At 54.8% G+C, this 24,789-nt stretch carries 16 protein-coding genes; 11 read left to right on the top strand and 5 right to left on the bottom strand.

Annotation, left to right across the window (positions count from 1 at the left end):
* Position 1 precedes the first annotated feature (1 nt).
* A complete protein-coding gene (gene aroE / locus BUA44_RS02635; protein WP_072808268.1) occupies positions 2–895 on the bottom strand; it encodes a shikimate dehydrogenase in 894 nt (297 codons plus the stop codon).
* A gap of 89 nt (positions 896–984) precedes the next feature.
* Between aroE and BUA44_RS02630 the strand changes: the two genes are divergently transcribed.
* Positions 985–1,683, top strand: coding sequence for a hypothetical protein (locus BUA44_RS02630; protein WP_072808264.1), 699 nt, complete (start codon positions 985–987; stop codon positions 1,681–1,683).
* 43 nt (positions 1,684–1,726) lie between these two features.
* Positions 1,727–3,025 (top strand): DUF1565 domain-containing protein, encoded by a 1,299-nt coding sequence (locus BUA44_RS02625; protein ID WP_072808261.1) that lies wholly within the window; start codon positions 1,727–1,729, stop codon positions 3,023–3,025.
* A gap of 184 nt (positions 3,026–3,209) precedes the next feature.
* Here BUA44_RS02625 and BUA44_RS02620 read toward each other — a convergent pair whose 3' ends face one another.
* Positions 3,210–4,148, bottom strand: a complete 939-nt coding sequence (locus tag BUA44_RS02620; RefSeq protein WP_072808258.1) for a PD-(D/E)XK nuclease family transposase — start codon at positions 4,146–4,148, stop codon at positions 3,210–3,212.
* 178 nt (positions 4,149–4,326) lie between these two features.
* Between BUA44_RS02620 and BUA44_RS02615 the strand changes: the two genes are divergently transcribed.
* From BUA44_RS02615 to BUA44_RS02590, 6 genes are all read left to right on the top strand, one after another.
* A complete protein-coding gene (locus BUA44_RS02615; protein WP_072808254.1) occupies positions 4,327–5,298 on the top strand; it encodes a hypothetical protein in 972 nt (323 codons plus the stop codon).
* A gap of 9 nt (positions 5,299–5,307) precedes the next feature.
* Positions 5,308–7,356: a fibrobacter succinogenes major paralogous domain-containing protein gene (locus BUA44_RS02610; RefSeq protein ID WP_083579441.1), complete on the top strand. Its 2,049-nt coding sequence runs from the start codon at positions 5,308–5,310 to the stop codon at positions 7,354–7,356.
* A 48-nt stretch (positions 7,357–7,404) separates the two neighbouring features.
* A complete protein-coding gene (locus BUA44_RS02605) occupies positions 7,405–9,090 on the top strand; it encodes a glutamine--tRNA ligase/YqeY domain fusion protein (protein ID WP_072808248.1) in 1,686 nt (561 codons plus the stop codon).
* 119 nt (positions 9,091–9,209) lie between these two features.
* On the top strand, positions 9,210–10,655 hold the full coding sequence (locus BUA44_RS02600) for an FISUMP domain-containing protein (protein WP_178348728.1): 1,446 nt from the start codon (positions 9,210–9,212) through the stop codon (positions 10,653–10,655).
* 18 nt (positions 10,656–10,673) lie between these two features.
* Entirely contained in the window at positions 10,674–11,660 is a 987-nt protein-coding gene (locus tag BUA44_RS02595; RefSeq protein WP_072808242.1) for a tetratricopeptide repeat protein, read from the top strand.
* A 247-nt stretch (positions 11,661–11,907) separates the two neighbouring features.
* Positions 11,908–15,513 (top strand): fibro-slime domain-containing protein, encoded by a 3,606-nt coding sequence (locus BUA44_RS02590; protein ID WP_072808864.1) that lies wholly within the window; start codon positions 11,908–11,910, stop codon positions 15,511–15,513.
* Here BUA44_RS02590 and BUA44_RS02585 read toward each other — a convergent pair.
* The gene (locus BUA44_RS02585) at positions 15,488–17,302 is read right to left on the bottom strand and encodes a CotH kinase family protein (protein ID WP_072808239.1); all 1,815 of its coding nucleotides are present in this window, start codon (positions 17,300–17,302) and stop codon (positions 15,488–15,490) included. The genes BUA44_RS02590 and BUA44_RS02585 overlap by 26 nt on opposite strands.
* Positions 17,303–17,496: 194 nt before the next feature.
* Here BUA44_RS02585 and BUA44_RS02580 point away from each other — a divergent pair, with 194 nt between their 5' ends.
* Positions 17,497–18,654 carry a DUF3300 domain-containing protein gene (locus tag BUA44_RS02580; RefSeq protein ID WP_083579440.1) on the top strand — a complete coding sequence of 386 codons (1,158 nt, stop codon included), beginning with the start codon at positions 17,497–17,499 and terminating at the stop codon, positions 18,652–18,654.
* 543 nt (positions 18,655–19,197) lie between these two features.
* Here the strand turns inward: BUA44_RS02580 and BUA44_RS02575 are convergent.
* Together BUA44_RS02575 and BUA44_RS02570 are read right to left on the bottom strand one after the other, a co-directional pair.
* Positions 19,198–20,232, bottom strand: a complete 1,035-nt coding sequence (locus tag BUA44_RS02575; protein ID WP_072808232.1) for a TPM domain-containing protein — start codon at positions 20,230–20,232, stop codon at positions 19,198–19,200.
* On the bottom strand, positions 20,233–21,168 hold the full coding sequence (locus tag BUA44_RS02570) for a DUF6175 family protein (protein WP_072808229.1): 936 nt from the start codon (positions 21,166–21,168) through the stop codon (positions 20,233–20,235). It abuts the gene before it with no gap.
* Between the two features lie 142 nt (positions 21,169–21,310).
* Here BUA44_RS02570 and BUA44_RS02565 point away from each other — a divergent pair, with 142 nt between their 5' ends.
* On the top strand, positions 21,311–21,949 hold the full coding sequence (locus BUA44_RS02565) for an alpha/beta fold hydrolase (RefSeq protein ID WP_072808862.1): 639 nt from the start codon (positions 21,311–21,313) through the stop codon (positions 21,947–21,949).
* A 334-nt stretch (positions 21,950–22,283) separates the two neighbouring features.
* Positions 22,284–24,737 (top strand): ATP-dependent helicase, encoded by a 2,454-nt coding sequence (locus BUA44_RS02560; RefSeq protein WP_072808226.1) that lies wholly within the window; start codon positions 22,284–22,286, stop codon positions 24,735–24,737.
* The last annotated feature ends 52 nt before the right edge of the window (positions 24,738–24,789 follow it).

Genomic DNA, 24,789 nt, shown 5'->3' with positions numbered 1-24,789 from the left:
GTTAGCCCTGCATCCCTTTGCGCATAATCGCAGTCAGTTCTTCGTTGGTGCGGCCCTCCGTCTCCTTCGGGAACCACTTGCGGAAACTTTCCAACCCCTGGTGTACGAGCATGCCTTCGCCCGTGACGACCTTGCAGCCCTTCGCCTCTGCCATCTGCAGAAGTTTGGTGCGCGGCGGCGCGTACACGATATCGCACACGACCTGCCCCTTGTGGAGGCATTCCGCGGGGAGCGGGCTCTCGTTCTCGTTCGGGGTCATGCCCACGGATGTCGCGTTGATGATGATGTCGAAATCGGCGGAGATGCTTTCGAAGTCGGCGAAGGTCGAAACCTTTACCCCGACCTCGACAAATACCGCATTCAGGCTGTCGGCGAGCGCCAGGCCCTTTTCTGCCGTGCGGCACACGATGGTGAGCGCGTTGCCCTGTTCCACGAGCGTGAACGCGATTGCCTTCGCCGCACCGCCGTTCCCGAGGAGCGCCACGCGCTTGTTGCTGACGTCTACGCCGTTTTCCTCGAGGTTGCGGATGCAGCCGTACGGGTCGGTAGTCGTCCCGCGGAGAGTGCCCCCGACAATTCCGTCCTTCCAGTAGAGCGTGTTCACGCTGCCGGTGAACTTGCTGATGTTGCTGAGCTCGTCTACGAGCCTAGGGCTTCCGTCGCAACCCACGAATTCGGTCTTGTACGGGATGGTGACGTTTGCCCCCCGGAAATTCATTGCCCTGAAACCGCGGATGGCGTCCGCGAAATTTTCCGGTTCCGGTGCATGGGGGAGGTAGCGTGCGTTGATTCCTAGCGCCTCGAAAAGGGCGTTGTGCATCGCGGGCGACTTGCTGTGCGCCACCGGATGCCCGAAGATACAGAGCGTCTCTGTTTTTCCGTCGATACGGTTCAATTTTACCTCTTTTGTCCGCCCACCTGGGGCTGAACTCTCAATAATCCTTACAAAAGATATATAATATTTAAGGCAAAAGAGGATTTACTATGAAAAATTTTGTTGCCTTATGTATTTGCGCGTTTACACTGCTTGCCTGTGAATCGGATGAGCCGCGGAAGGTCGCAGAAAAGGCCGCTCCGGAACAGGTCAAGGCCCAGCAAGCGGCAGCCCAGCCCCAGAACGATGCCGCAAGCGCGATGACAGACGCGCAAGTATTTGCTTACATCCTGGGCTCGGTCTACGGGCTGCCGTCGTACATGAATACGCCCCAGCGGGTCGGCGCGATGGTCGAACTCGATGCAATGATTCAGGGGATTGTCGATAACGAGAGGGCCCTGAAGGATTCGACCTGGAAACTCCAGCTTTCGGAGGAAGAGCGGAAGGATATCAACGAGCATTACGAGAAGGTGGCCGCGGAACGTAGGGCGGCGGGAGACAAGGCTTCGGAGATTGCCCTTGCGGGGCCGATTACGGGTCAGAAGGTTGTCATTACGGATACCACTTCCATGATTGTCAAGTATTCCTACGCGCAGGGCGTGATGATTGACATGCTCTTTGACGGGATGAGGAAGAGTTTCAACGAGGATTTTGATGCTCGGTTCTTTATCCAGGGCGTGCGCGAATTTGTTTACGAGGCGATGAACCCGTCGTTCAGGAAGGTCGTCTCGGACGAGAGACTCAAGGCGGTCAACACGAAGTACAGGAACCGCATGGAACAGATTCGCGAGGAACAGCGCCGCCAGTAGCGATTTTGAACTATATTTCCCGTAAAATTTCTAAAGGAGTAATATGAAAAGCATTAAAATGATTGCCGTGGCTGCAGCTCTTACGCTTGCTGGCCAGGCTTTTGCGGCAGATTGGTACGTGAGCCCGAGCGGTAAGAACAAGAACGAAGGTACGTCCCCGTCTGCGCCCCTCAAGAACATCTGGAAGGCTATTGAACTTGCTTCTGCCGGCGACGCGATTCACGTGGCCGCGGGCAACTACAACGGCCAGATGAAGAAGGGCTGGATTCTGCTCGACAAGCCGGTATCTCTCATCGGCGGTTATTCCGACGATTTCAAGACCCGCGACGTCATCAAGAACAAGACGATGTTCCAGCCCACCAACGAGATGAACTCCACCAAGGGCCAGGGCATTTTGCACATCAACTACAAGGGCGCGAACTCAAAGGTCGTGATTGACGGTTTCATTTTCGACCAGGGCGAAGCGAACAGCTACCACGCGGTAAACGGCAAGCCCGAAGGCGTTGCGACCGGCATGTGGCTTGAACCGCCCGCAAAGGGCAACACCACGAACCCCTCGCTGAACGTGTACAGCCTCTATGGCGAAAATTCCGAGGGTGACCTCACTATCCAGAACTGCGTGTTCGTGAACACCGGTAACATTGCCCTGCAGGTGAACCACTTCGCGGGCAACGTGAAGGTTTTGAACAACATATTCATCGCGAACCGCATTATCGGTGCGAACGTGCTTGCCAAGCAGAACAAGCTGGGCGCAGTCGATTACGAATTTGCGTACAACACGGTGATGTTCACCTGGACCCGCACCAAGGAATTCGGTGACATGGGCTTCGGCGTGCGTTCCAACACGAACTGCTTTAGCCGCATCCACAACAACCTGCTCGCACTCAACATGATGGCGGGTTTCGACAACACGAAGGGTGACCCGAAAACGAAGAAGGTCTGGCTCGACAAGAACGCGTTCATCTTGAACAAGAAGGGCGACGTGACCGTTACGGTGAGCCCGAGCATCCTCTGGCTCAATGTTGCCGACGACCAGTTCGAGGACCTCGAAGATGCCCCGAGCATCGAGAGCTTGAGCGGGAACATCTCCATCAGCGACCCGAGCATTTTCAAGGGTAAGATCAACCAGGCTTACCTCGAAGGCTTCCTGAATGCGACCTACACCGAACAGACCTCGTATAACGAGAACTCTCCGGCGAACCTGTTCCGCGCCGCGATGGGCATGAACAAGCAGGGCTCCATCTCTTCGAAGGTGTCCATGTTCATGAACAAGTACCCGATGGAAGAATCTCTCCTGCTGTTTGGCCTCATGGAAGGCTACGGCGCCCAGATGCCGAAATAGCCTGCGCCACATTCCTTCGTCACCACTTGCCTTGCGTTAGCAAGGCAAGTGTGTTTATAGATGCGCTTATCAGTCGGGTTCGACAAAGAGATTTATGGACTATTTCGACGAAAGGGCGGCGAGGCGGGCCTCAGCCATAATGGCATCGTAAACGTGGTGGTCAGACACTTCCTGAAAAAAAAGGCTAGCGTGTGGCGCGCCGTCTCCGCATCTTCTTTTTCAGGTCGAGGACCGTGTACAGCGGGATGCCGGTATTCCGGGCAACCCTCTCGGCGGGATCTCCGTCTCTCAGGAGATTTTTCGCAACTTCCACTTTGGCTTCAAAGCGTTCAAGTGCCATGTCAACCATATTCATTCCCTCCATCATGAGGTACCTAGAACTAAAATTACACAATTTCACCTCGTTTTGCAATATCCTGAATACGGGGTCGTTCGCAAACTCGCTGAAATCGGCCCCGCGATTGAGCGTGTCGATAGCACGGAGCCACTGGGCAAGGCGGCTATGGTCATCTGCGAAGGCCTCGACATGGTGGTAGAACTTCTGCACCTCGACAATCGTGATGGCCTGCTTGTCGAAATACAATTGCATGTCCTGATTGTGGAGCTGCACCGTGTGGCGGTACTTGCGGGACTTTTTCCAGGGGAACGCGTTGAAGAACTGGAACGCAAGCAGGTTCAGGTTCTCGAGGACGGGCGGTTCGTTTTTCTTCACCATATTGCTAGTGAGGCGCGCCACGTAAAGCACGACGCGGTTCTTGAAAAGCGTCCGGTCCTCGTGCTGAATTTCGATAGAGATGCGGTCGCGGGGACGCTTTCCGCCGCGTTCGTTCGTCAGCAACAAATCGGGTTCGGAGTTGCGGTACCCCACCTCGCCTGGGATGAAGGGATTTACGAGTTGCGGGTTTTCGATGCGGTCGTCCCCGTGCAAGTCGAGGGCCGCATTCACGAGGTCGGCCGTAAGCGCGGTGTTCTTCTCGCTTGCAAAAATCTTCTTGAAACAGGCGTCGTTATAGACGTAGACGTTCTCGTTTTCGTGTTCCTTGACGATGGCGTCGAGGTCATCGCCGCGATTCTCGGCTTCCTTGAGTTTGTCGATGAACTTCGCGAATTCTTTTCTTGTCATTTCTTTTTTCCGTACCGAAGAGCGTCGGCGTTCGCGAACAGGAAAAATGCCCCCATCTATACTATAAAACGGTTTCGCGGCGGAAATGAGCCAAAACGGCGCTTTTTTTTTCTGACCTCCCGTTTTTTTTATTGTATATTTTTGTTAATATTGAACTGGTTGCAACGTGGCGGGATACATGAAATACTTGAAATCTGCTTTTACCTTTTTGTTTTGCCTTGTGGCGTGGGCGTCGGCGACGCATGTTGCCGTGCTCGAGACGGGTGCCGATGGTGTAGCGAAGGAGATGGTGCCAGCCACGGACCGTCAGTACCTCACGAACGTGTTGCGCGAGGAGGCCGTGAAGCAACTCCCTGCGTCAGAGAACTACACGATTATGACCCGTGAGAATATCCAGCAGATGCTGCCACCCGGGAAGGCCATCGAGGATTGCGAGGGCAGTTGCCTTGTGGAAACCGGCAAGAACATTGCTGCTGATTACATCTGTCAGGCGCGTATCGGAAGTTTTGCCGGTGACCTCACTCTTTCGGTGGAACTGTACGAGACGGCGGGGAATAAACTCATTGCCAGTTTCAACGGGCACGGAACGAACTTGAAGGAGTTGCTTGCGCTTATTGAGCAGAAGTCCCCGGATTTCTTCATGGTGGTGAAAAATATGGAAACTCCTGCTCCTGCACCGGAGCCTGTTCCCGCAGAACCCGCTGAACCTCAGGCGCAGCCGGACGCTGCTGTTGCGGAAGTTGCTTCTGTGGAAAATTCTGCTCTTGTGGAAGAATCTGCCCTTGCAGAGGTTGCTGCACCGGCAGAAGATACGACCCGCGTAAAGGCTGCTGCGGCTTACGATGAACTTGACGGCAAGTCTGGCCCGCAGGTGGGCGAGAGCGTGCCTGCTAACGTGGAAAGCGAAAAGGAAAGCCACGTTGCCCGCTGGGTGGTGCTTGGTATAAGCGTCGCTACTGCTGTGACGGGTGCGGTTCTTGCTGTAGTGGGCAATAGCCAGGCGAAGGACGCGTCCGAGAAGAAGTACTCGACAGTAAGTGAATATGAACGCTACCATGATGATGCCGAGTCGGGGCAGACACTACGCACTATTGGTATCGGGCTTGCAATTGCGGGTGCCGTCGGCATTGGGATAAGCTTCGCGTTCTAGGAGGAAAAGATGAGTAATTCAAAAATGTCATCCTGGAACCACTCAAAATTGTCATCCTGGAGCCCCGTAGGGGCGATAGGATCCATAGCATTATTTTTCGCTCTCGTTTTCCTTGCCGCCTGTACAGACTATGTCGACCAGATGGAAGGCGATTTTGAGGACTGGAAGGCTGAACAGGCTAGGGAATCCTCCGATTCTGCGCAGACATCTAGAAGTGATCTCCAGTCATCTTCGAGCAGAGAAGAATTAAGTAGCAGTTCTAATCAGTTTAATCCTGATATTAAATATGGAGAATTGCTCGATTCCCGCGATGGCCATACATACAAGTCTGTAAAAATTGGCTCGCAGACTTGGATGGCGGAAAATCTCAACTACGAAACAGATGATACCTACTGCCCCGATGGAAAATCGGAAAACTGCTCTACGTATGGTCGCCTCTACAACTGGAATACTGCGAAAACCGTGTGCCCCGCAGGTTGGCATCTGCCCAGTAAGGACGAGTGGAATACTCTATTAACTGCAGTTGGGGGAGCATCAACAGCGGGCAAGGCTATTAAGTCTGCATCCGGTTGGCGTAAGAGTGGTAACTGCACGGATGCCTTTGGGTTCTCGGCGATTCCAACAGGCTACAGGGATGGCAACAAAGAGGAATACGGCAACGGCTACTCCGCGTACTTCTGGAGTTCTACTGAGTACGGTAGCAGTGGCGCGTATTTCCTTAGTTTGGATGACTACTACGCCTCTGCTTTGGGTTACTACTCTGCTGACTCTGCTCGTCTGGATTACTACGATGGTGTCGACTGGCGCTCGGTTCGTTGCCTCAGGGACGAAGGCGAGACTGTACAATCCTCTTCTAGCGTCACACAGCAGTCGAGCAGTTCTTCAAAGGTTGGTGAGCCTGTCGAACCAGCCGAAGTGACGACCGGAACTATGACAGACTCCCGCGATGGCCAGACGTACAAGACTGTCACCATCGGCATTCAGACCTGGATGGCCCAGAACCTCAACTACGAAACTGCGAACAGCTACTGCTACAAAGACAGTGCAAGCAACTGCACCAAGTACGGCCGCCTTTACACCTGGGCTGCCGCGACAACGGCTTGCCCTGAGGGCTGGCATCTGCCAACAGAAGAGGAATTCGAAACTTTGTTCACGGCAGTCGGCGGTCAATCAACAGCAGGCAAGGTGCTCAAGTCCACTTCCGGATGGGATAGTAGTTGCAATGGCTCGGATGCCTTCGCCTTCTCCGCGCTCCCTGCCGGCCTCAGGCTCAGCTACGGGGAATACAGCGGCGAGGGCATTCGCGTGGGCTTCTGGAGTTCTACAGAGGGCGGTAGCGACGACGCATACGACATGTACTTGCACTGTGACGACAGCGGTGCGTACCTGTGCAACGACGGCAAGAACTACGGGTTTTCTGTCCGTTGCCTCAAGGACGAAGGCGAGACTGTACAATCCTCTTCTAGCGTCACACAGCAGTCGAGCAGTTCAAAAAAAGTTGAATCTTCATCGAGTAAGGTCACTGAGCCTGCCGAAGTGACGACCGGAACTATGACAGATTCTCGCGACGGCCAAACGTACAAGACGGTTAAAATTGGTTCGCAGACATGGATGGCGGAAAATCTCAACTTCAAAACGGATTCAAGCTTCTGTTATAGCAACAATGAAACCAATTGTACCACGTACGGGCGGCTTTATACGTGGACTGCGGCGGTATCCGCTTGCCCGAGTGGATGGCATTTGCCTAGCTATGATGAGTGGAATACCCTATTCACTGCAGTTGGGGGTGCATCGACTGCTGGTCCGGTTCTCAGGGCTACATCCGGTTGGTATGGTAATGGCAATGGATCGGATAATTTCGGGTTCTCGGTGCTTCCTGCTGGCAACTATGATCAAGGTTATTTTAATAATCGTGAAGATGAAGCTAGTTTTTGGATGGCCGACGAATTTAATAGTGAAAGTGCGTCTTATGCGCGCTTGAGATATTGGGAAGCGTATGTGTATCTAGGAGATCATTATAAGTATTACGGTCTCTCTGTTCGTTGCCTCAAGGACTAGGGCGTTTTTTTACTAAATTTTCCCCGTAATTTTTTAAAGGATGCCACAATGGATATTCCCGAATCTTCGAATTTTGTACAGGACATCATCGTCAACGACCTCAAGACGGGCAAGCGCACCAAGGTGCATACCCGTTTCCCGCCCGAACCCAACGGCTACATCCACATCGGGCACGCGAAGTCCATCTGCCTGAATTTCGGTACCGCTATCAAGTACAAGGACTTCGGCGGCATCACGAACCTGCGCTTTGACGACACGAACCCCTCCAAGGAAGACGTGGAATACGTGGACTCCATCCGCGAAGACGTGAAGTGGCTCGGTTTTGAATGGAAGGGCGGCGAATACTTCGCGAGCGACTACTACGACCAGATTTACGCCTTTGCCGAAAAGCTTATCGAGATGGGCAAGGCCTACGTGGAAGACCTGACTCGCGACGAAATGCAGGAATACCGCGGCAACGACGCCGGCAAGCCCAGCCGCCCGAGCCCCTACCGCGACCGCAGCATCGAAGAGAACATGAAGCTGTTCCGCGAGATGCGCGACGGCAAGTACGCCGATGGCGAGAAGTGTCTCCGCGCAAAGGTGGACCTCGCTAGCCCGAACATGAACATGCGCGACCCGGTCATCTACCGCATCAAGCATTGCACCCACCACCGCACCGGCGACAAGTGGTGCATCTACCCGATGTATGACTTTGCCCACCCGCTTAGCGACTGGATTGAGGGCATTACCCACTCCATCTGTACGCTGGAATTCGAGGCGCACCGCCCGCTGTACGACTGGTTCCTGATTGAGCTCGGCCTGGACAACCGCCCGCAGCAGATTGAATTTGCCCGCCTGAACCTGACCTACACCATGATGAGCAAGCGCAAGCTCCTTGAACTGGTGGAGACGAAGGCCGTGATGGGCTGGAACGACCCGCGTATGCCGACGGTCTGCGGTTACCGCCGCCGTGGCTTTACCCCGAGTTCCATCCGCGAGTTCTGTGACCGCATCGGCGTGTCGAAGGCCGATTCCATGGTTGACGTGAACCTCTTGTACTTCTGCATCCGCGAAGAACTGAACAAGACGGCGAACCGCGTGATGGCGGTGATTGACCCGGTGAAGCTCGTGATTGATAACTGGGAAGACGGCAAGGTGGAGATGATCAAGGTGGAAAACAACCCCAACGACCCCGCCGCCGGTACCCGCGAAGTCCCCTTCGGTAAGGAACTCTACATCGAGGCCGACGACTTCATGGAAGAACCGCCGAAGAAGTACTTCCGCCTCAAGCCGGATGGCGAAGTCCGCCTGAAGGGCGCCTACTTCGTGACCTGCAAGAGCGTCGAGAAGGATGCAAACGGCAAGGTGACGGTGATCCACTGCGAATACGACCCGCAGAGCCAGGGCGGCGAGACTCCCGATGGCCGCAAGGTCAAGGGCACCATCCACTGGGTTTCTGCAGCACATGCCGTGGACGCCGAAGTGCGCCTCATCAACAACCTGTTTACGCTGGAAGACCCGGCACAGGTTCCCGAGGGCGAAGACTGGCACGACTACCTGAACCCGGAATCCATGGTCATCAAGCAGGCCAAGGTGGAACCGAGCCTCGCGAACGCCAAGCTGGAAGACCGCTTCCAGTTCATGCGCCAGGGCTACTTCTGCCTCGATAGCGAAGATTCCAAGCCGGGCCATCTTGTCTTTAATAGGACTGTCGATTTGAAGGATTCTTTCGCAAAAACTGTCGCGAAGTAATTCGAATTATAACGCATCGCGATACTGCGTGTTAAAAACAAACTAAAGGGTGGCCTAGTGCCGCCTTTTAATATATCTTTGGAAAAGATTGAATAGGAGGTTCCTCAATGAAGAGGCAAATGAATTTCAAGAAATGTGTGACGGGTGTTTTTGTTGCGCTGGCGATGGCGGCGTGTTCCGATGACGGCTCGTCGTCGCTCGATTACCCGGAACCGGAATCTAGCAGTTCCGTGGAAAGTTCTTCCGAAGAAGCTTCTAGCAGTTCTATCGAGGAATCGAGCAGTTCTGTGTCTAGCAGTTCTGTATCGAGTAGCTCGGTAGAAGAATCCAGCAGTTCGCAGAAACCCGAGAGTTCGAGCAGCGTGCAGGTGTTTATCGACGAACGCGACGGGCAGGCTTACCGGTACGTGGTCATCGGGGAACAGACCTGGATGGCGCAGAACCTGAACTATACGGATACTGCCACGAAATATTCATATAATTATACCCCGGACATTGCCGACACTGATGTATGGCGCTACTATTGGGACATGGATGCGAAAGTATCGTGCCCCGCGGGTTGGCATCTTCCGAGATTTATGGATTTCAGCAAGCTGGTGACGACTGTTGGCGGCCCGGATTCCGCAGGCAAGTTGCTGCGGTCTGTCGACGCCTGGTACGATAGGCAGGGCGATACGGACATTTATGGTTTTGCCGCGACTCCCACGGGAATGAGATGTAGCGGAGGGTCCAATACGAAAGCCATATACATGTCGGCAGACTATGCCCAGTACGGTAGCCTGTATTCCTTTAACTTGGAAGCAGAAAAACCGGTGGAATGGAAAGACAATAGTGGTGGCTGCTATATGGCCGTAAGGTGCGTGAAGGATGACGATTTCTATAAGGTGATACCCGATTCTGCGGATGTCGCGCAACTGGAACCGTGCAAGACGCAAGAAGAGGACAACTGCGAATACGGGACACTCAAGGATAGTCGCGACAACCGTGAATACAAGACTGTCGTGATCGGTGATCAAACATGGATGGCGGAAAATCTGAGGCTTGATTATCCGGAAGGGGCAGGATGCATCAAGGATGACAAGGATTCCTGTGCCAAGTACGGATATGGATATACCTGGGCTGCGGCCATGGACTACCTGGGCAAGTTTTCCGATGATGCGGTCGGCTGTGGCAATGATTCATATTGCACAAGAGCGAGAGATGTTCGCGGAATTTGCCCGGAAGGCTGGCATTTGCCGGATTTGGCTGAATTCCAGACTATGCTCTACGCAGTCAATGAACGGCATTCCGGGAATAGCAACTTGAAGGCGTCTAACTTGTGGCAGAATGATTCTAGAACCGTTGAAAGTGCTTTCCGTGATAAATACGGATTTTCGCTGATGCCTGGCGGGATGGTTCTGCCACCCGTCTTCAATAATCAGCAAACAGGCAGTTCCACATGTCTTTGGGCTTCTTACGACGTTTCTCCGCGTTTTGCCTATTATTTGTATGTTGGCAGTGATTATGCGAGCATGAGTAAGAACGAGAAACTATTCGGTTGCTACGTTCGCTGCGTAAAGGATTAACTTTTTTATACTTACAGTATGAAATTCAAGACGCTTCTCATTCTTTGCATATCTGCCGCAGTTGCCTTTGCGGAAAACGACAACCCCTTGAAGCGCGCGATGGAGACATTGAACGTTTCCAAGATTCCCTATTCCGTGAAGGAACTCAAGAAACCTTTCCCGGAACCGGACCGCAGCAACTTGCTGAACATGCCCGCCTACCGCAGGTTTGTGGATGGAGGTTACAAGGTGACCGCATTCGAGTTCAAGGGTGACGTGAAGAAGGCTTTAGACAAGGCGGAGGCCCTCTTTTCCAAGAAGGAATACGCGAAAGCCCGCGATGCTTACAAGCGCGTGCTGCTGCTTGACCCGAATGCGACCATCGTGATGGCCTACATCGCGCAGACCTTCGGTATAGAGCAGAACTGGGACATGGCTGAGTCCTGGTACAAGAAGGCGATTGAGGCAAACTACATCGATTACCTTGCGCACTGGCTGCTTGCTGACGTTTACCGCAACAAGGGCGACCAGAAAAAGGCCCTCGAAGAGATTTCTATCGCTAAGGTGCTGAACCGCAACAACCCGCGGCTCGAATCCCTGCGCCAGAAAATCTATGCGGCCAACGGGCTCGATTCAAGCCACTGGGCGTTCAACCCGCAGGCACGTGTCCTCCAGACACCCGATGGTTCCGTGGTGGTGGAGGCCGATACCCTCTGGATGTATTACGCGTTTATCGAGGCCGCGTGGAAGTTCGAACCCGAGTACAAGAAGCGTGCCGAGGCAAACAAGGACATGGGCGAGGCGATGATCAAGGAATGCCTTGCCGGCCTGTTGCCGAAAATTGATGAACGCAAGGCGAATTCAAAGACTCTTACCCGCCTGGACAAGGCCCTTTCGGCAGGGAAGATCAATTCCTTTATCATGTACGAAATCATTCTTCCGAATAAACCCTCGCTGGCTTACTACCTGGATAAAAAGCAGATAGAAGCCCTCGGGGATTACGTCATCTGGTCAAATCAGAAGTAACAAATAAGGGGCGTCCATCGGACGTCCCTTTTGCTTTTAGCAAGATGTGGAGAATAAGGTGGCCTTGCGCCGCCTTTTTTTTATTCAGTCGTTTCTGAGGGAAAATGAGAACATTTTGTAAAAAGTGAGAACATTCTTTATTAAATAATGGTAAAATTTTGTTTAAAAACAATATATCTTATTGTAAAGATGTTATATTTGTTTCTAAAATTTGAGAACATTGTAGATGATCTCAGGGATGGATGTTATGGTGAATTGGGTAGAAAAGGGCAGGATGCTGGCCGTGGCTGCCGTCTTGGCGCTCGGAACGGCTCATGCCGAAAAGACGGTCGTTTTCTTTACGCCGTGGTCGAACACAAACGCGGTGCTGTTCGTAGGGGGCGATTCCGTAGCCACGATGACGCCTCTCGAAAATTACTGCGGCTGGTTCAAGGCGACGGTGGATGCGCCCGCCGAGGGCTTCGGGGTCTACTTCAAGCAGACTGTCGGCCTCAACTACGTGGGTGCCGAGGGCATGGTCGCCGAGGAACCTACGGAATCAAGCGAGATATTGCTGGATTCCGTTGCCGCCCTCTCCGATACGGTCTGGGTGCAGGGGTACAAGGCCGATGTTCCCGCGCTGTTTTCCGGTTACCCCGGCGTGCTTGGCGACTGCCCGCTCAAGAAGATTCCCGTGACCGTCTACGACTGGCTGCACGGTACCGATGGCGATGGCGACGGAAGCGGAAAAAACGGTGACCCCGCAAACGGCGTCAGCGCGGACTTCGGTTCGGGCGGGTGCTCCGGCAAGGACAAGGCTATTACGGGTATGGTCGAATACAGGCTCGGTGCGAACGGGGTTCCCGTGCGTGCGGACCCCTTCCCGGAAAAGTGCAAGATTACGGAGCATCTTGACAGCTGGTTCCTGCCCGAGGTCGTCGCCAAGGACAGTGCGGGCAACGAATACACGAACATGACCTGCCGCGACCTGTATGTATCTATGGACGACGAGGGCTTTTGGCTTGCGGAAGTTTCGAAGGACCAGATATCGAAAGGCAACGAGGCCAATTCGGACGGAATGTTCCTGCTGGACGATTTCGAGTTTCTCGACGATGCGGAGAAGGTGCCGAACCCTTACTACGACCAGCTGAAGGGAACGAAGATAGGGAAGCACAACTTCGGGTATGCCGCAAAAATACAGGCGACGTTCGAGTATGTCCCGGGCCAGTACTTCGACTTTTACGGCGACGACGATGTTTGGGTGTTTATCGACAATCGCCTTGCGGTGGATATCGGTGGGCAGCATGGCCAGGTGGCGGGTGCTGTAGATCTCGATACCATCGGGCAGAATACCGGCGACATGCTTGTTCCGGGAAAGACGTACGACTTCCATATCTTTTACGTGGAGCGCCATACCGGTTCGTCGAATTTCCGCATGCGCACTTCTATTGACCTGCAGGTCGAGGCGTCGTTGTTCCTGACTTCGGACAGGCGCGGCTCCGGAATGAGTTACGAGGTATGGCAGATCAACAAGAAGAGCAAGCTTTCCTGCAATTTCGACGCGAATTCTGCCGAGCGCGATACGACCGGTGGCGCGTCGACCTTCAAGCTTACCGGCGGTAATCTCGCGGGGCCCGAGATACTCGGGGTCGGTACCCATTACGAGGGAATCAAGATTACGAGCGATTCCACGTTCTCGATAGATTCTGCAGCGATTGTTTCGAACTATGCGCTTGCTCCCGGGCACTACTTCCTGGAAATTACCCTGAAGGCTGACCCGAGCCAGGTGACGAAGGTGGAAATTACCGTGCCGTCCTATTCCGTGCCGAGCGTCGCGTTCGCGAAGGAAGACTGGACTGTCCTCGGTACGCAGGTCTCTGGCGATACGGCGCAGATTGGCCCCTGGGCGTATGCGACTTACCAGGTGAATATCACGTTCTTCGAGGAATGGGCCGTCGTCAACAATTACAACCGCAAGATAAACCTATCGTTCTCGAATGCGGCGATAGATATCTTGGATGCGCCGGGCGGAAAGAAAATCAGCGCGGTGAACCTGGACGAGGATGGGCGTGCGACATTCTACGTACATGCGAATGCTCCCGTGTCCGGAGCCGTGCTCACGGCGAAAGGCGCCGCGGCGGGCGTTTCGGTATGGACCGACCTGAAGTTTGCCGAACCTCCCGCACCGCGCGTGGAGAAGGCTATTGCGATGGACCGGAACGGGGACGGGCGTGCCGACAGCCTGTACGTTCACTTTGAACGCGCCGTCAATGGCAAGAGCCGTCTGGATTCTATCCAGTTGACTTTCGGAGAAACGTTCGTGGCGACGTCGAAATTCAAGATTGTGAACGAGACCGACATCGTGCTTACTGCCGAAGACCTTGGCGCGGAATGTACCGGGAAGGTTTGCGGTTTTGGCAGTAGGCAGTTTACCGGAGATGCGTCGGGAATCTATTCTGGAAGCCTGAACAACTGGTTTACCTACGAAAATGAGGGCGAGGTCAGCAACTTCTTTATCGAGAACGAGCAGGTTGCCGACGGAGTCGGGCCCATCGTGCTTTCGGCCTCGAAAAAGATAAGCAAGGACGGGAGCAGGCTTATAGACATTACCTTCAGCGAGGCGATTTCTGAAGAGTCCCGGCACCTGTTTACTGAGATTTTTGAATACACCTGCATGCGCTCGGGGATAAACGAGAAGCCCGAAAGGCCTCTGCAGCAGGGCGGAACGGGAGCGCGCATGACGCTCATCTATACCTCGGGCGGGAACGGGGCTGTACTGCCGACGGACGGCGATCTGGTAAGGTTCGCGCCCAAGGGCGGTGCGCAGGACCTTGCCGGGAATGTACCGCACAGGGACAATCCGTGGGTTGCCATTACGGGCGACCAGGAACTCGGTGTAGAGAACCCGGGCGTAGTCTCGCTGGGAGAAGACCCTTATGGCATTGTCAGGAACGACACGGTTACGCAGGTGAAGCTTGTTACGGATATAAGCCAGAGCGCCCAGCAGATAGCGGATTCGCTCGGCGTGCAGGGCTCGCTTGTCGATTTCGATATCGCGAAGATTATGGTTGAACAGACGAAGGATGCGGTCGAGAAGTTCGACGCCTTCGTGAAGTCGCGTGTCGGGAGCGAGACGGATTACGACACGACGATTGTCGGCATCAGCGAGCAGGAAGCCTTGACGCAGCTGTTCAACGACATTCGCGTGAACCTGGTGGATACCTCGTATGGTTTTAGCGAGCAGGCCATCAACGGGATTTTGGACGGTTCCATTACCGAGGACAACTACAGGTCCGTTGTCGGCGAGGGCGACCTGGAGCTCTTCGCGAAAATGGCGGAGGCGAATATCGAGGCGAGCCGCGATACGGTAATCACCATAGGGAATGTCCAGACCGTGACGCAGGCCGACCTCTTCGATGCCATCCGTAGCGGCAGGCTAGATGCGGAACTTGCAGAAGCAGGCGTTGCGCGTGAACTTGTCGATGCCGTAAAGGCGGGCGAGGTGACCGAATTCAATCTCGAAGAGTACCGTAGCGGCGAAAGGACGATTGTATCTGACGATGCCGTGGAACTGCACTACCGCACGTTCTATTACAGTCAGTTCGGCGAGTACGTGGGCGGAACGTCCAATACGATAAGGTGCTCCGACAAGGGCGTGTACGGCGAAGAGGGCTGCCTCAAGAACAAGGGAAATATCTTCCTTGCATGGAACATGCGTTCCAATAGCGGCCGCCTGGTCGGGACTGGCGTCTACATCTCGCGCCTAGAAATAAAAATCGTCGTGAACGGTAAAAATACACTTCACCAAGTTCACGACAATTTCTGGGGCGTGCGCCGCGGTAAAAACTTTAGCGGCTTAGCATCTTCCCGTTGAGCGTTGCAATCCAGTGCTTGTCCTGAGCGCTTTCCGGCACCTTCAGGGTCGTAACACCCTTCTTGATTCTGGTCTTGAACAGCGTTGTGCCGTTCAGGTCGACTAGCGCGAAGGTTCCGCCCAGGTCTGTCATGATTTCGATCTTGTCGCCGTTCACGTTGAAGAAGTTTGTCGGCGAGAGCCTGCTGAAATCGTCCAGGGCAATGGTCGGGGGCTCCGGGGGCTCGACTTTAGATACGGTATCCTTCGCCCAGTCGGGAACGTGGATTACGGGCTCGGTGACGATGGGCTGCGCAGGTTCGGTAAATCCGAGCTGCTGGTCCATCCAGGCCATGCGTTCCTTCATCTTCTTGCGGAGATGCTCGAACTCGCCGTCCCAGGTGTCGGCATTGTAGCCGCCCATGGGCATGTTCATGCCCCACATGCCTTGCTGACCACCGCCCTGGTTGCAGTATTTCATCGGCTGCGGGTCGCTGTCGCCCTGTCCGCTAGACTTGCCCAAGTTCGGCCAGCGCTTGAAGTTCCTGTCGGCAGCCTTCGTCAGGTACGTCTTCATGGAGTCGAGATACACGTCCATGGTCTTGGAGTGCCATACGCCGCTGCGGAGTTCCGCCCAGCGTTTTTTCAGTTCGCTCTGGTAATGGCTGTCTTTCCACATGCCAAGCAGCCAGTTGGGAATCTTGAGCCCGCTCATGCCGGTTTTCATGCTGCTCTCGATTTGCCAGCCGGTGGTGCCGGAACTTCCCATTCCGCCACCGCCCATTCCGCCACCGCCCCACATATTCCAGTTGAAGCCGTTGTTGCCGCCGTTATTGTTACCGCCGTTCTCGGGCTGGCTTCCGTTGCTCATGGCGAGGTTAAAGTCCCAAGCCGGGCCAAGCGTCACCTTGCCGCCCTTGCTATCCTTGGGCTTGTGCAAGAAGAAACTGCACCAGTAGGAGTCAGAGTTGTTGGTCACTTCTTCGTGCAGCACGTAGTCGAGCGCGGAAGTCATGTCCACATAGTTTTCGTACCCGCTGCCGTTCTTGCCGTTCTTGAACAGGTTCTCGAGATCTTCCAGGTACTTTTTCAAGTAGGCCTGTTGCTGTTGCTGGAGGTTCTCCTTCTTGGGGTAGTGCATGATGACGTTCAGGCCGTCGGCGGTCTTGAAGCCTTCCTTGTTGATGTCTTCGTTGCCCATGCCGCCGGTATTGGTGCCGGTCTTGTCGAATGCCCAGATGTAGCCGCCGGTCACGTCGTCGCCGCTGATGTCGGTTTCTTTGAGCTTGCTTACATTCACGCGATATTTGCCGCGCTTGATTTTTTCGATAAGCACGTACACGCCACGGTACACGCCGTTGATGTAGAGGTCAAAGTGCTTGGTACGGGGGCTGTAGTGGCCAGCCTGCCTAAAGAGCCAGTGGGCGAGCGCGTTACGCATCAGGCTCTTGTCAACGTACGGGCCGTGGAACACCCAGTCGTCTGCAGGAGGGAGCCCGAGCATGCTCACGTCTATGCCTTCGCCCTGGTTGTCGCGGACTTCCACGCTGTAGCCGGGCTTGGGGAACTTGGCCGAAGATTGACCGCGCACTTTGATGCCGATGTCGTAGTGCGTACCCTTGGCGCTGTCGGCTACGTTGTTCGTTGCCGCGTCCAGCACGCTCATCGTGGCGGGCATCTTGTCGTTCACAGTGTTGTCTAGGCATTTGCCCTTGGTGTCAATGAACACGATGGGCAAATCGTATGTCTGCGCGAAAGCGCCTGCTAGGCCGAATCCGACAGCGAGAGAGAGTTTTTTTAGGCTTGACATGAGACCTCCAACCAAACCTGTTCATTTGTCTAGACTAAAAGTATATGATATATGTTTAAACTCTATGTTAATTGTCGTTTACGCGTTGTTTTTGCTTACAACTCAAAAAAAAGCGAAAAATGGCGATTTTTTTTGAAACCGAAGGGTTTTCCCGTTCATCAAATAGTTGTATATTGATAGGGAAGGAGGTTCCTATGTCTAGAAATGAGACAAAACGTTCCGAAATTTGGCCTATTCTCTTGCTGGCGGCGGTTTTCTGCCTGCCGGGGGTTGGCCGCGCGCAGGCTTACTTCAGCGCTTCGGAACTGGACACGCTGGTGGCGAATATCGCGCTTTACCCGGACCCGCTACTGGTGCAGGTGCTGGCCGCTTCAACTTACGGCGAACAGATTGCCCCCGCGAGCGAATGGGCGAATGCGCACAAGCACCTGAAGGGCGACGCGCTTTCGAATGCGATTGCGGCCGCAGAACTGCCTTACGATGCGAGCGTCCAGGCGCTTATCCCGTTCCCGCGCGTGCTCTCGATGATGAATAGGTATGCCGCATGGACCGACCAGCTTGGCGATGCCGTGTTTATCCAGAAGGAAGACGTTATGCAGGCGGTGCAGCGCTTGCGTAGGGCGGCAAACGAGCGCGGGCACTTGCGGAATGACGACTACGTGAAGGTCACGACTGGCGAGAACATCACGATTATGCCGGTACGTACGGAATACGTCTACGTTCCCGTGTACAATCCGTATGTCGTTTATTACAATTATTACGACGGGTACGTGCGTGTAAGCTACGCTCCGGGAGTATGGCTCGGCACGCATTACGGGTACTGGGGGTGGGGTTCCTGCTGGTTTGACTGGAATGCGCGCGCAATATACATGCGCGACCACCGCTGGCACGCGCCCAGGCGCGGGCCCAGGCACCCGCACCGCTATGCGCCTCCTCCTCGCCACAGGCATACCGTCGGGCCGGACCTGAATCGCCGTTCTTCGGCGGGGCCTGCCCCGCAGGCCTCAAGGCCTGCGGCAGCGGTGTCGCGCCATTCGGGGGCAACGCGCCCTGTGGACTTGAATTCCCGCGAGTCGCAGGTGTATCGCGAAACCTCGCGTAACGACGTTACCCGCAGGAACATGCAGGCGGCTCCGCCTCCACCGAGGGCGCAGAGCCCGCGGGACGACCGCTGGGATAACGGTCGGGGAAGCGATTACGACCCGATGGATATCGCGAACAATCGCAGGCAGTCTTCGGGCTCTTCGTCCACGCCGCCTCCGCCGCCACCTTCAACGCGCAGGGACGACCAGGACCGCGATGACCGCGGGTCTTCGCGTGGCGGCTTCGGCGGCGCAATCCGCCGGAGGTAATGAGATTAGGGAAGGCTCCGCGATTAGGGTGCGCGTGATGTAATCAAGCGCTAAAATAGGACTAAACCTCACATTTGCCGCGATTTAGTCCTATTGTCGGCTGGGCTTTGCACAGGCCGATAGGACTAAACCCAAAAGTTTCGCACGTTTAGTCCTATTTTAATTCTGCATTGTGCAAAAAATTTCCCCAAATTACTGGTAAATGGTCGAGATCGCTAAGCAAAATAGGACAGAACGCCAAACAAGATAGGACTAAACTTCACATTTGTCGCGATTTAGTCCTATTGTCGGCTGGGCTTTGCACAGGCCGATAGGACTAAACCCCAAAGTTTCGCACGTTTAGTCCTATTTTAATTCTGCATCGTGCAAAAAATTTCCCCAAATTACTGGTAAATGTTCAAGAACTCCAAGCAAAATAGGACTGAACGCCAAGCAAAATAGGACTAAACCTCACATTTGCCGCGATTTAGTCCTATTGTCGGCTGGGCTTTGCACAGGCCGATAGGACTAAACCTCAAAAAATCGCCCACTTAGTCCTACTTTTCAGAAATTTTTGAAATCTTGAACCCCCAAATCTTGAGCCCCCAAATCCTGAACCCCGAAATCTTGAACGCCGAAATCTTGAACGCCGCAGAGGGGCGCGTTCCTGCTTGCGATTTGTAGGTATTCAAGTTCCTGCGGGTCGCGGATTTGCGCGATTTCTGCCGGGGTGTAGAAGTGCCCGAACGCGATGTTCTCCCTGCGGGCCTTTTCCCGGAAGGCGTCAAGCTTCGTGATTACCTCGGGCGAATTGTCCCTGAGGATAAAGTCTATAGTCCAGGGCGTTGCGAGCGCGTCGAAACCTTCCACGAGGCACCTGCCCGAGATGAACGCCGAAACGAGGTTGTCGCCGAAGGCGTCCCGGAAGATTCCCGGCCACTGCGACTTTTCAATTTCGCTAACGCATAGCAACTTCTTCATGTTGTCGAAGAACCCGAACCTCCGGCCCTTTCTCCCGAAGGCGATGAGCAGGCCGAACACGACCGCGACGAAAAGCCACCCGCGCACGGTCATGCCTTCCTCGGCGGGTGCTTCCTGCATGTCGATGTCAAATTTTTTCCCTGTGCTGTCGCTGATGGCGAATGTGAGCCACCCGGCAAGCGAAAGTATGCCGTCACCGTAGCGTTCCTGGCGGAAGTTCGGCACAAGGAATTCCTGCTCGGCCTTGCGGATTTTTGCCTCGTCAATGATACTGCTTGCGGTTCCCCGGGTCACTACCAGCTTGCGCCTCTGCTTCTGGGCGACGAATATCAGGACTTCGCCTTCACGGCCGGCGTCCGCCTGCCATTTTTCCGCAATCTCCTCGGCGTATTTTGCAGCGACGCGCTCCCCGATGTCGTTCAGCAGCACGGCATCGATGCTGATTCCCGTCTCGTTCGCGACTTCGTCCGAGATCCGGTCAAAAAATTCAAGCTGCTGCGCCGGGACCAGGCGGTTCTCGTCGTATATATGGCTGTTTTCGGGCCGCGAGGGGAGCGCCTGCGCGATTGCGCACAGTACGAGCGTTGCCGCGAGAATGTTTTTCAGGTTCGGGGTCACCTACTCGATATCCATCAGGATGAGTTTTCTCGTGAGGTTGATTTTCTTGGTCTTGCCCTTGAGCATACCGCGGATGGCGCTGTACACGCTCTGCGAATCCGGGAACTCGTTCCCGTCGGCGTAGATGATGGCGTCGATGGTCTTTGCGGTCATCACGTTCACGTTTACGCGCTTGAACGCCTTCTTGAGCCCCGAGGCGATATCGTCGTGCAGGTCCTCGATTTCTTCCTCGTCGAATTCTCCCTTGATATTCATTATTACTTTGTACTGAATTCCCTGTTCTAAATCTTTCTGCCAGTATGCCTTGATTTTCTTTTCGAGCAGGGGCATGGCGCGCCTTGCTGCCTTGTGGAGGCATTCGGCGATAGCGGTCTGGTCGTTGCCGCCGCAGTCGTCATCCATGGCGGATTCACTCCCGAGGAGCCTTGCGGTGGAAGATTCGTAGGCGTTCAGGTCGACGGAGATGGCACCGGGCTTCACGTTGCCGGAAAACTTGATGTAAACGTCCGCACCGAGGGCGAGGCTCGCGAGGTAGGAGAGGTCTTCGTCCGTCTCGGCGATGTCGTTCTGCATCTGCACCACGGAGTTGAGGTTTGCGTCCCCCTCGAGCGACTTCACGTCGTAGAGTTTTTTGGTCAGGTACTCGTTTACCGCTTCCATCATGGCGCGTGCCATCGGGTTGTTCTGTACTACCTGCAGTTCCGAGATACCCTTCCCGTTCTGGGCGGGGGTCACGAGGATGCTCGGGAGTGAGGAATTGTCCGGGAGCTGCTTCGCCGGTTCGGGGGGTGCTGCGGTTTCGTCGGTTACTGATAAGGTCCCTGAGCTTGCCGAAGGGGCCGCGGTGTCGGTTGCGGGTTCAGTTTCGACTTCGGGTGCGCCGGCGCAGGCGGCGAGTATAATCGGGAAAGCTGCAGTGATTGCAAGGTGTCGCATGGGTGGCCTATCTATATTATTTTTTGCTGTTCTGTTCAAAAAAATTACAATTTGCTTATTCCAAAATATAGTATCTGTAAAAAAATTAATTTTTTTTTGAAAAAAGTTTTCTTTTTTGAATTTGCATATATACATTTGTGGTATGAGTAAAAAATGGATATGGTTGCCCGACTGGGCCTCGGATCTTTCCCTCTGGGAAGACGACCTGACAGATGCGGATGCTTCTGCCGACCATGTCTTTGTGCCCTACGAAACTATGGCCGCTAACCTCGGCAACGTCTACGCCATCGACGGCATGCCGAAGGCGGAAACCGTTGTAGGCTGGGGGCTGGGCGCGCTCCTGCTCATGTGTGCGCAGTCCAAGCGCCCCAAGTTGCAGAAGTGGATTCTGCTTTCGCCGTTCGCCGACTTTTGCGACGAGGACGGCCCGTGGAATTCCGAGAACATTCTCTTCAAGGCGCGCGAGATGCACGGCTCGAAGAATGTCGCCCTGGATGCGTTCAAGGATCAGTTCGGCGAGGAGTTCAGCGACTGGCCCGACGAATGGCTCGAGGCCGCACAGAAAATGGACCCGGACAGCCTTGCCGAAGGGCTCAGGTTCATGGTGCAGAACAGGATTGACCGCGTGATTGAAAACGGCGACGACATCCAGGTGCTCTACGGCCGCATGGACCAGGACGTGACGCCCGCGATGACATTGAAACTCAAGGAGTTCCTGCCGAAGGCGACGTTCAAGGAACGCCCCAAGTCCGGGCACTGGCCCCCGATGATGCTGTTCTAAATTCCTGAAATAAGCGTTTCTTTATTGAAAGAAACGCTTTTTATTTTGAAATAAACGTATTTAATGTATGCATAAGCGTCGGCCACCACCTGTCAAGGCGAGTGCCGCAGCCATACTTGTATGGCTATGGCCGAGCCGTAAGGTTGGCGCTTGCGCCATGATGGGAAGGGTGCAGGGAGGGGCCCGTGCGGCCTTCGCAACTCTGAGCTGGGGCCCCTCCCGCGTGAATTTTATACCTGAATTTTAATCGCCTTCTTCTACAAAGAAGGTGACATTGTTTTATATTTTGCGCGCTATAGATTAAACGATATTTTGAGTCTTTTGGGAGTTTTTAATGGCACGTGTTGTCGATGCGAGTGTGTTGGATAGCGAGCTGAATCCGGAACAGGCGGCTGCCGCGAAGAAAATTGAAGGCCCTATGCTGATTTTGGCGGGTGCAGGTTCGGGAAAGACCCGTGCCATCACGTACAAGATTGCGCACCTGGTGTCGTACCACAACGTGGAATCCGACAGGATCTTGGCAGTGACGTTCACGAACAAGGCTGCCCGCGAGATGACCGCGCGTATCCAGAAGTTGCTCGATGCCCCGTTGCGCTTTTCGTGGATGGGAACATTCCATTCCGTGTGCCTGCGCTTGCTCAAGAAATGCCTCAACACGAGCCAGGCTCTCCAGGCATTTGGTGGTACCTGGTACGACGGCAATTTTTCGATATACGATGACGACGACCAGAAACGCCTGCTGAAGCAGATATTGAAGGAAGATCTAGGCGACGACTGCGATGCCGCCGAAATCAAGCGCGTGCACGGGGCCATTTCGCGCTACAAGAATACGGTGCTCTACGAGTTTGGTTCCGCGGTCCTCCAGACGCCCGAGGTGGCGATGGCGCATGCGGAGTTTGCCGACGAAGAAAAGCGCGCGCGCTATTATGCCGAATACCAGAAGCGCCTGCGTGAATCGAACGCGATGGACTTCGATGACCTGCTGTTCAACACGGTCCTGATGCTGCAGAAGGTTCCGGGACTTGCCAACCAGTTAAAGAATCATTTCGATTTTGTCGTGGTCGACGAATACCAGGATACGAACGACGTGCAGTACGAACTGCTGAAGCTCCTGATAAACGAAAACAAGAACGTGACCGTGGTGGGCGACGACGACCAGAGTATTTACGGCTGGCGTGGCGCGAACATCAAGATTATTCGCAACTTCCACCGCGACTTCGCCCCGGTGACCATCGTGAAACTCGAACGCAACTACCGCTCCACGAGCAACATCGTGAAGGGCGCGGGTTCCGTAATTGCGCATAACATCCGCCCTGTCGAAATGCAGAAGAACGTGTTCTCCAAGGAAGAGGCGGGCGACCCGATCCGCGTGCGACACATGATGGATGACCGCTCCGAGGCGCAGCAGATTGCAGAAAACATCAGCGCCGCGGGCATGAGCAACTTCTCGAAGACGGCGATTTTCTACCGCACCAACGCGCAGTCCCGCGTGATAGAGAAGGCGCTCAACGACATGCGCATTCCTTCGGTTATTTTCGGGGGCACGCGCTTCTGGGACCGCAAGGAAATCAAGGACATTCTCGCGTACCTCAGGCTCCTTGCCAACGAGAAGGACGATGCCGCACACCTGCGCGTAATCAACACCCCGTCCCGCGCCATCGGGAAAACTACCGTAGAGTCGATTCTCGAACGCGTGCGCAGGGGCGAAGGAACCTTCTGGCAGATGCTCGTGGCGGAGGCTAACGGCGCAGGCCGTGGCGCCCCGAAACTCAAGGGCTTTGCCGACATGATTCTGAAATGGAAGGAACTGGTTAAGGCGGGCGAGACGCCGCTCCCCATCCTTGCCGAAACGATTATTGCCGATACGGGCTACAAGGAGTTCTTGCGCAAGGACGACGAACTTACGGCGGACGAGCGCATCGCGAACATCGACGAAATGGTGAACGCCATCCGCGAATTTGACGAAGAACACCCGAATGCGACCCTCGACGCCTTCCTGCAGGATATATCGCTCTTGACCGATGCCGACAAGAAGGTAGATACCTCCAAGGGCGCGGTGACGCTCATGACTATCCACATGGCGAAGGGCCTGGAGTTCAATACGGTGCATATCGCGGGCTGTGATGAGGAAATTTTCCCGCTGGTCCGCGGTTCCTCGTTTGCGACGGATAAGGAAATGCGTGAACAGATGGAAGAGGAACGCCGACTGTTCTACGTGGGCTGCACCCGCGCCGAAAAGAAACTTTATCTGTACCATGCGGAGCGACGCTTTTTCCAGGGGACTATCCGCCCGTTCTTGCCGTCGAGATTCCTGAAGGAACTCGACCCGTCGGTGGTGGAGTTCACGCCCTGCATCGGCGGCATGTCGCAGGGGTTCTCCTCGGGTGCGCCTTACCCGCGCTCCGGACAGTTCCCGGGTGCAAGCCGTTTCCCGGGGGCATCGCGCGGTTCTTCGTTTGGAGGCGGAATGTCGCGGGGCACGTTCTCCAAACCGTCCGTACCCTCTTCTGTCCGCAAGAACGACCAGCGTATCGTCTACCGTAACCCCATCAAGGTAAACAACGTGCCCAAGCCCGCTGTGCCGAGTGGCCCGCGGGTCGTCTACGACGAGTTCAGCGAGAACCCGTTCCACCCAGGAGTGCGCGTGCGTCACGCGAAGTATGGCATCGGGACCATCGTCAAGTGCTACGGCACCGGCGATAACGCCCGCGTGGACGTGCGGTTCAACAGTGATGGGACCACGAGGACCATCGTCCTCAAGTACGCCGCCCTCCAGATTATCGGCTAGCGGTTGTCCCTGCGTCACGTCATTCCCGCGTTATGTCATCCCCGCGACCTGT

This window comes from Fibrobacter sp. UWR3, assembly GCF_900143055.1.
Classification (GTDB): Bacteria; Fibrobacterota; Fibrobacteria; order Fibrobacterales; family Fibrobacteraceae; genus Fibrobacter.
Note: the sequence above shows the minus strand (reverse complement) of the source record. Positions and strands in the feature narration are given on the sequence as shown.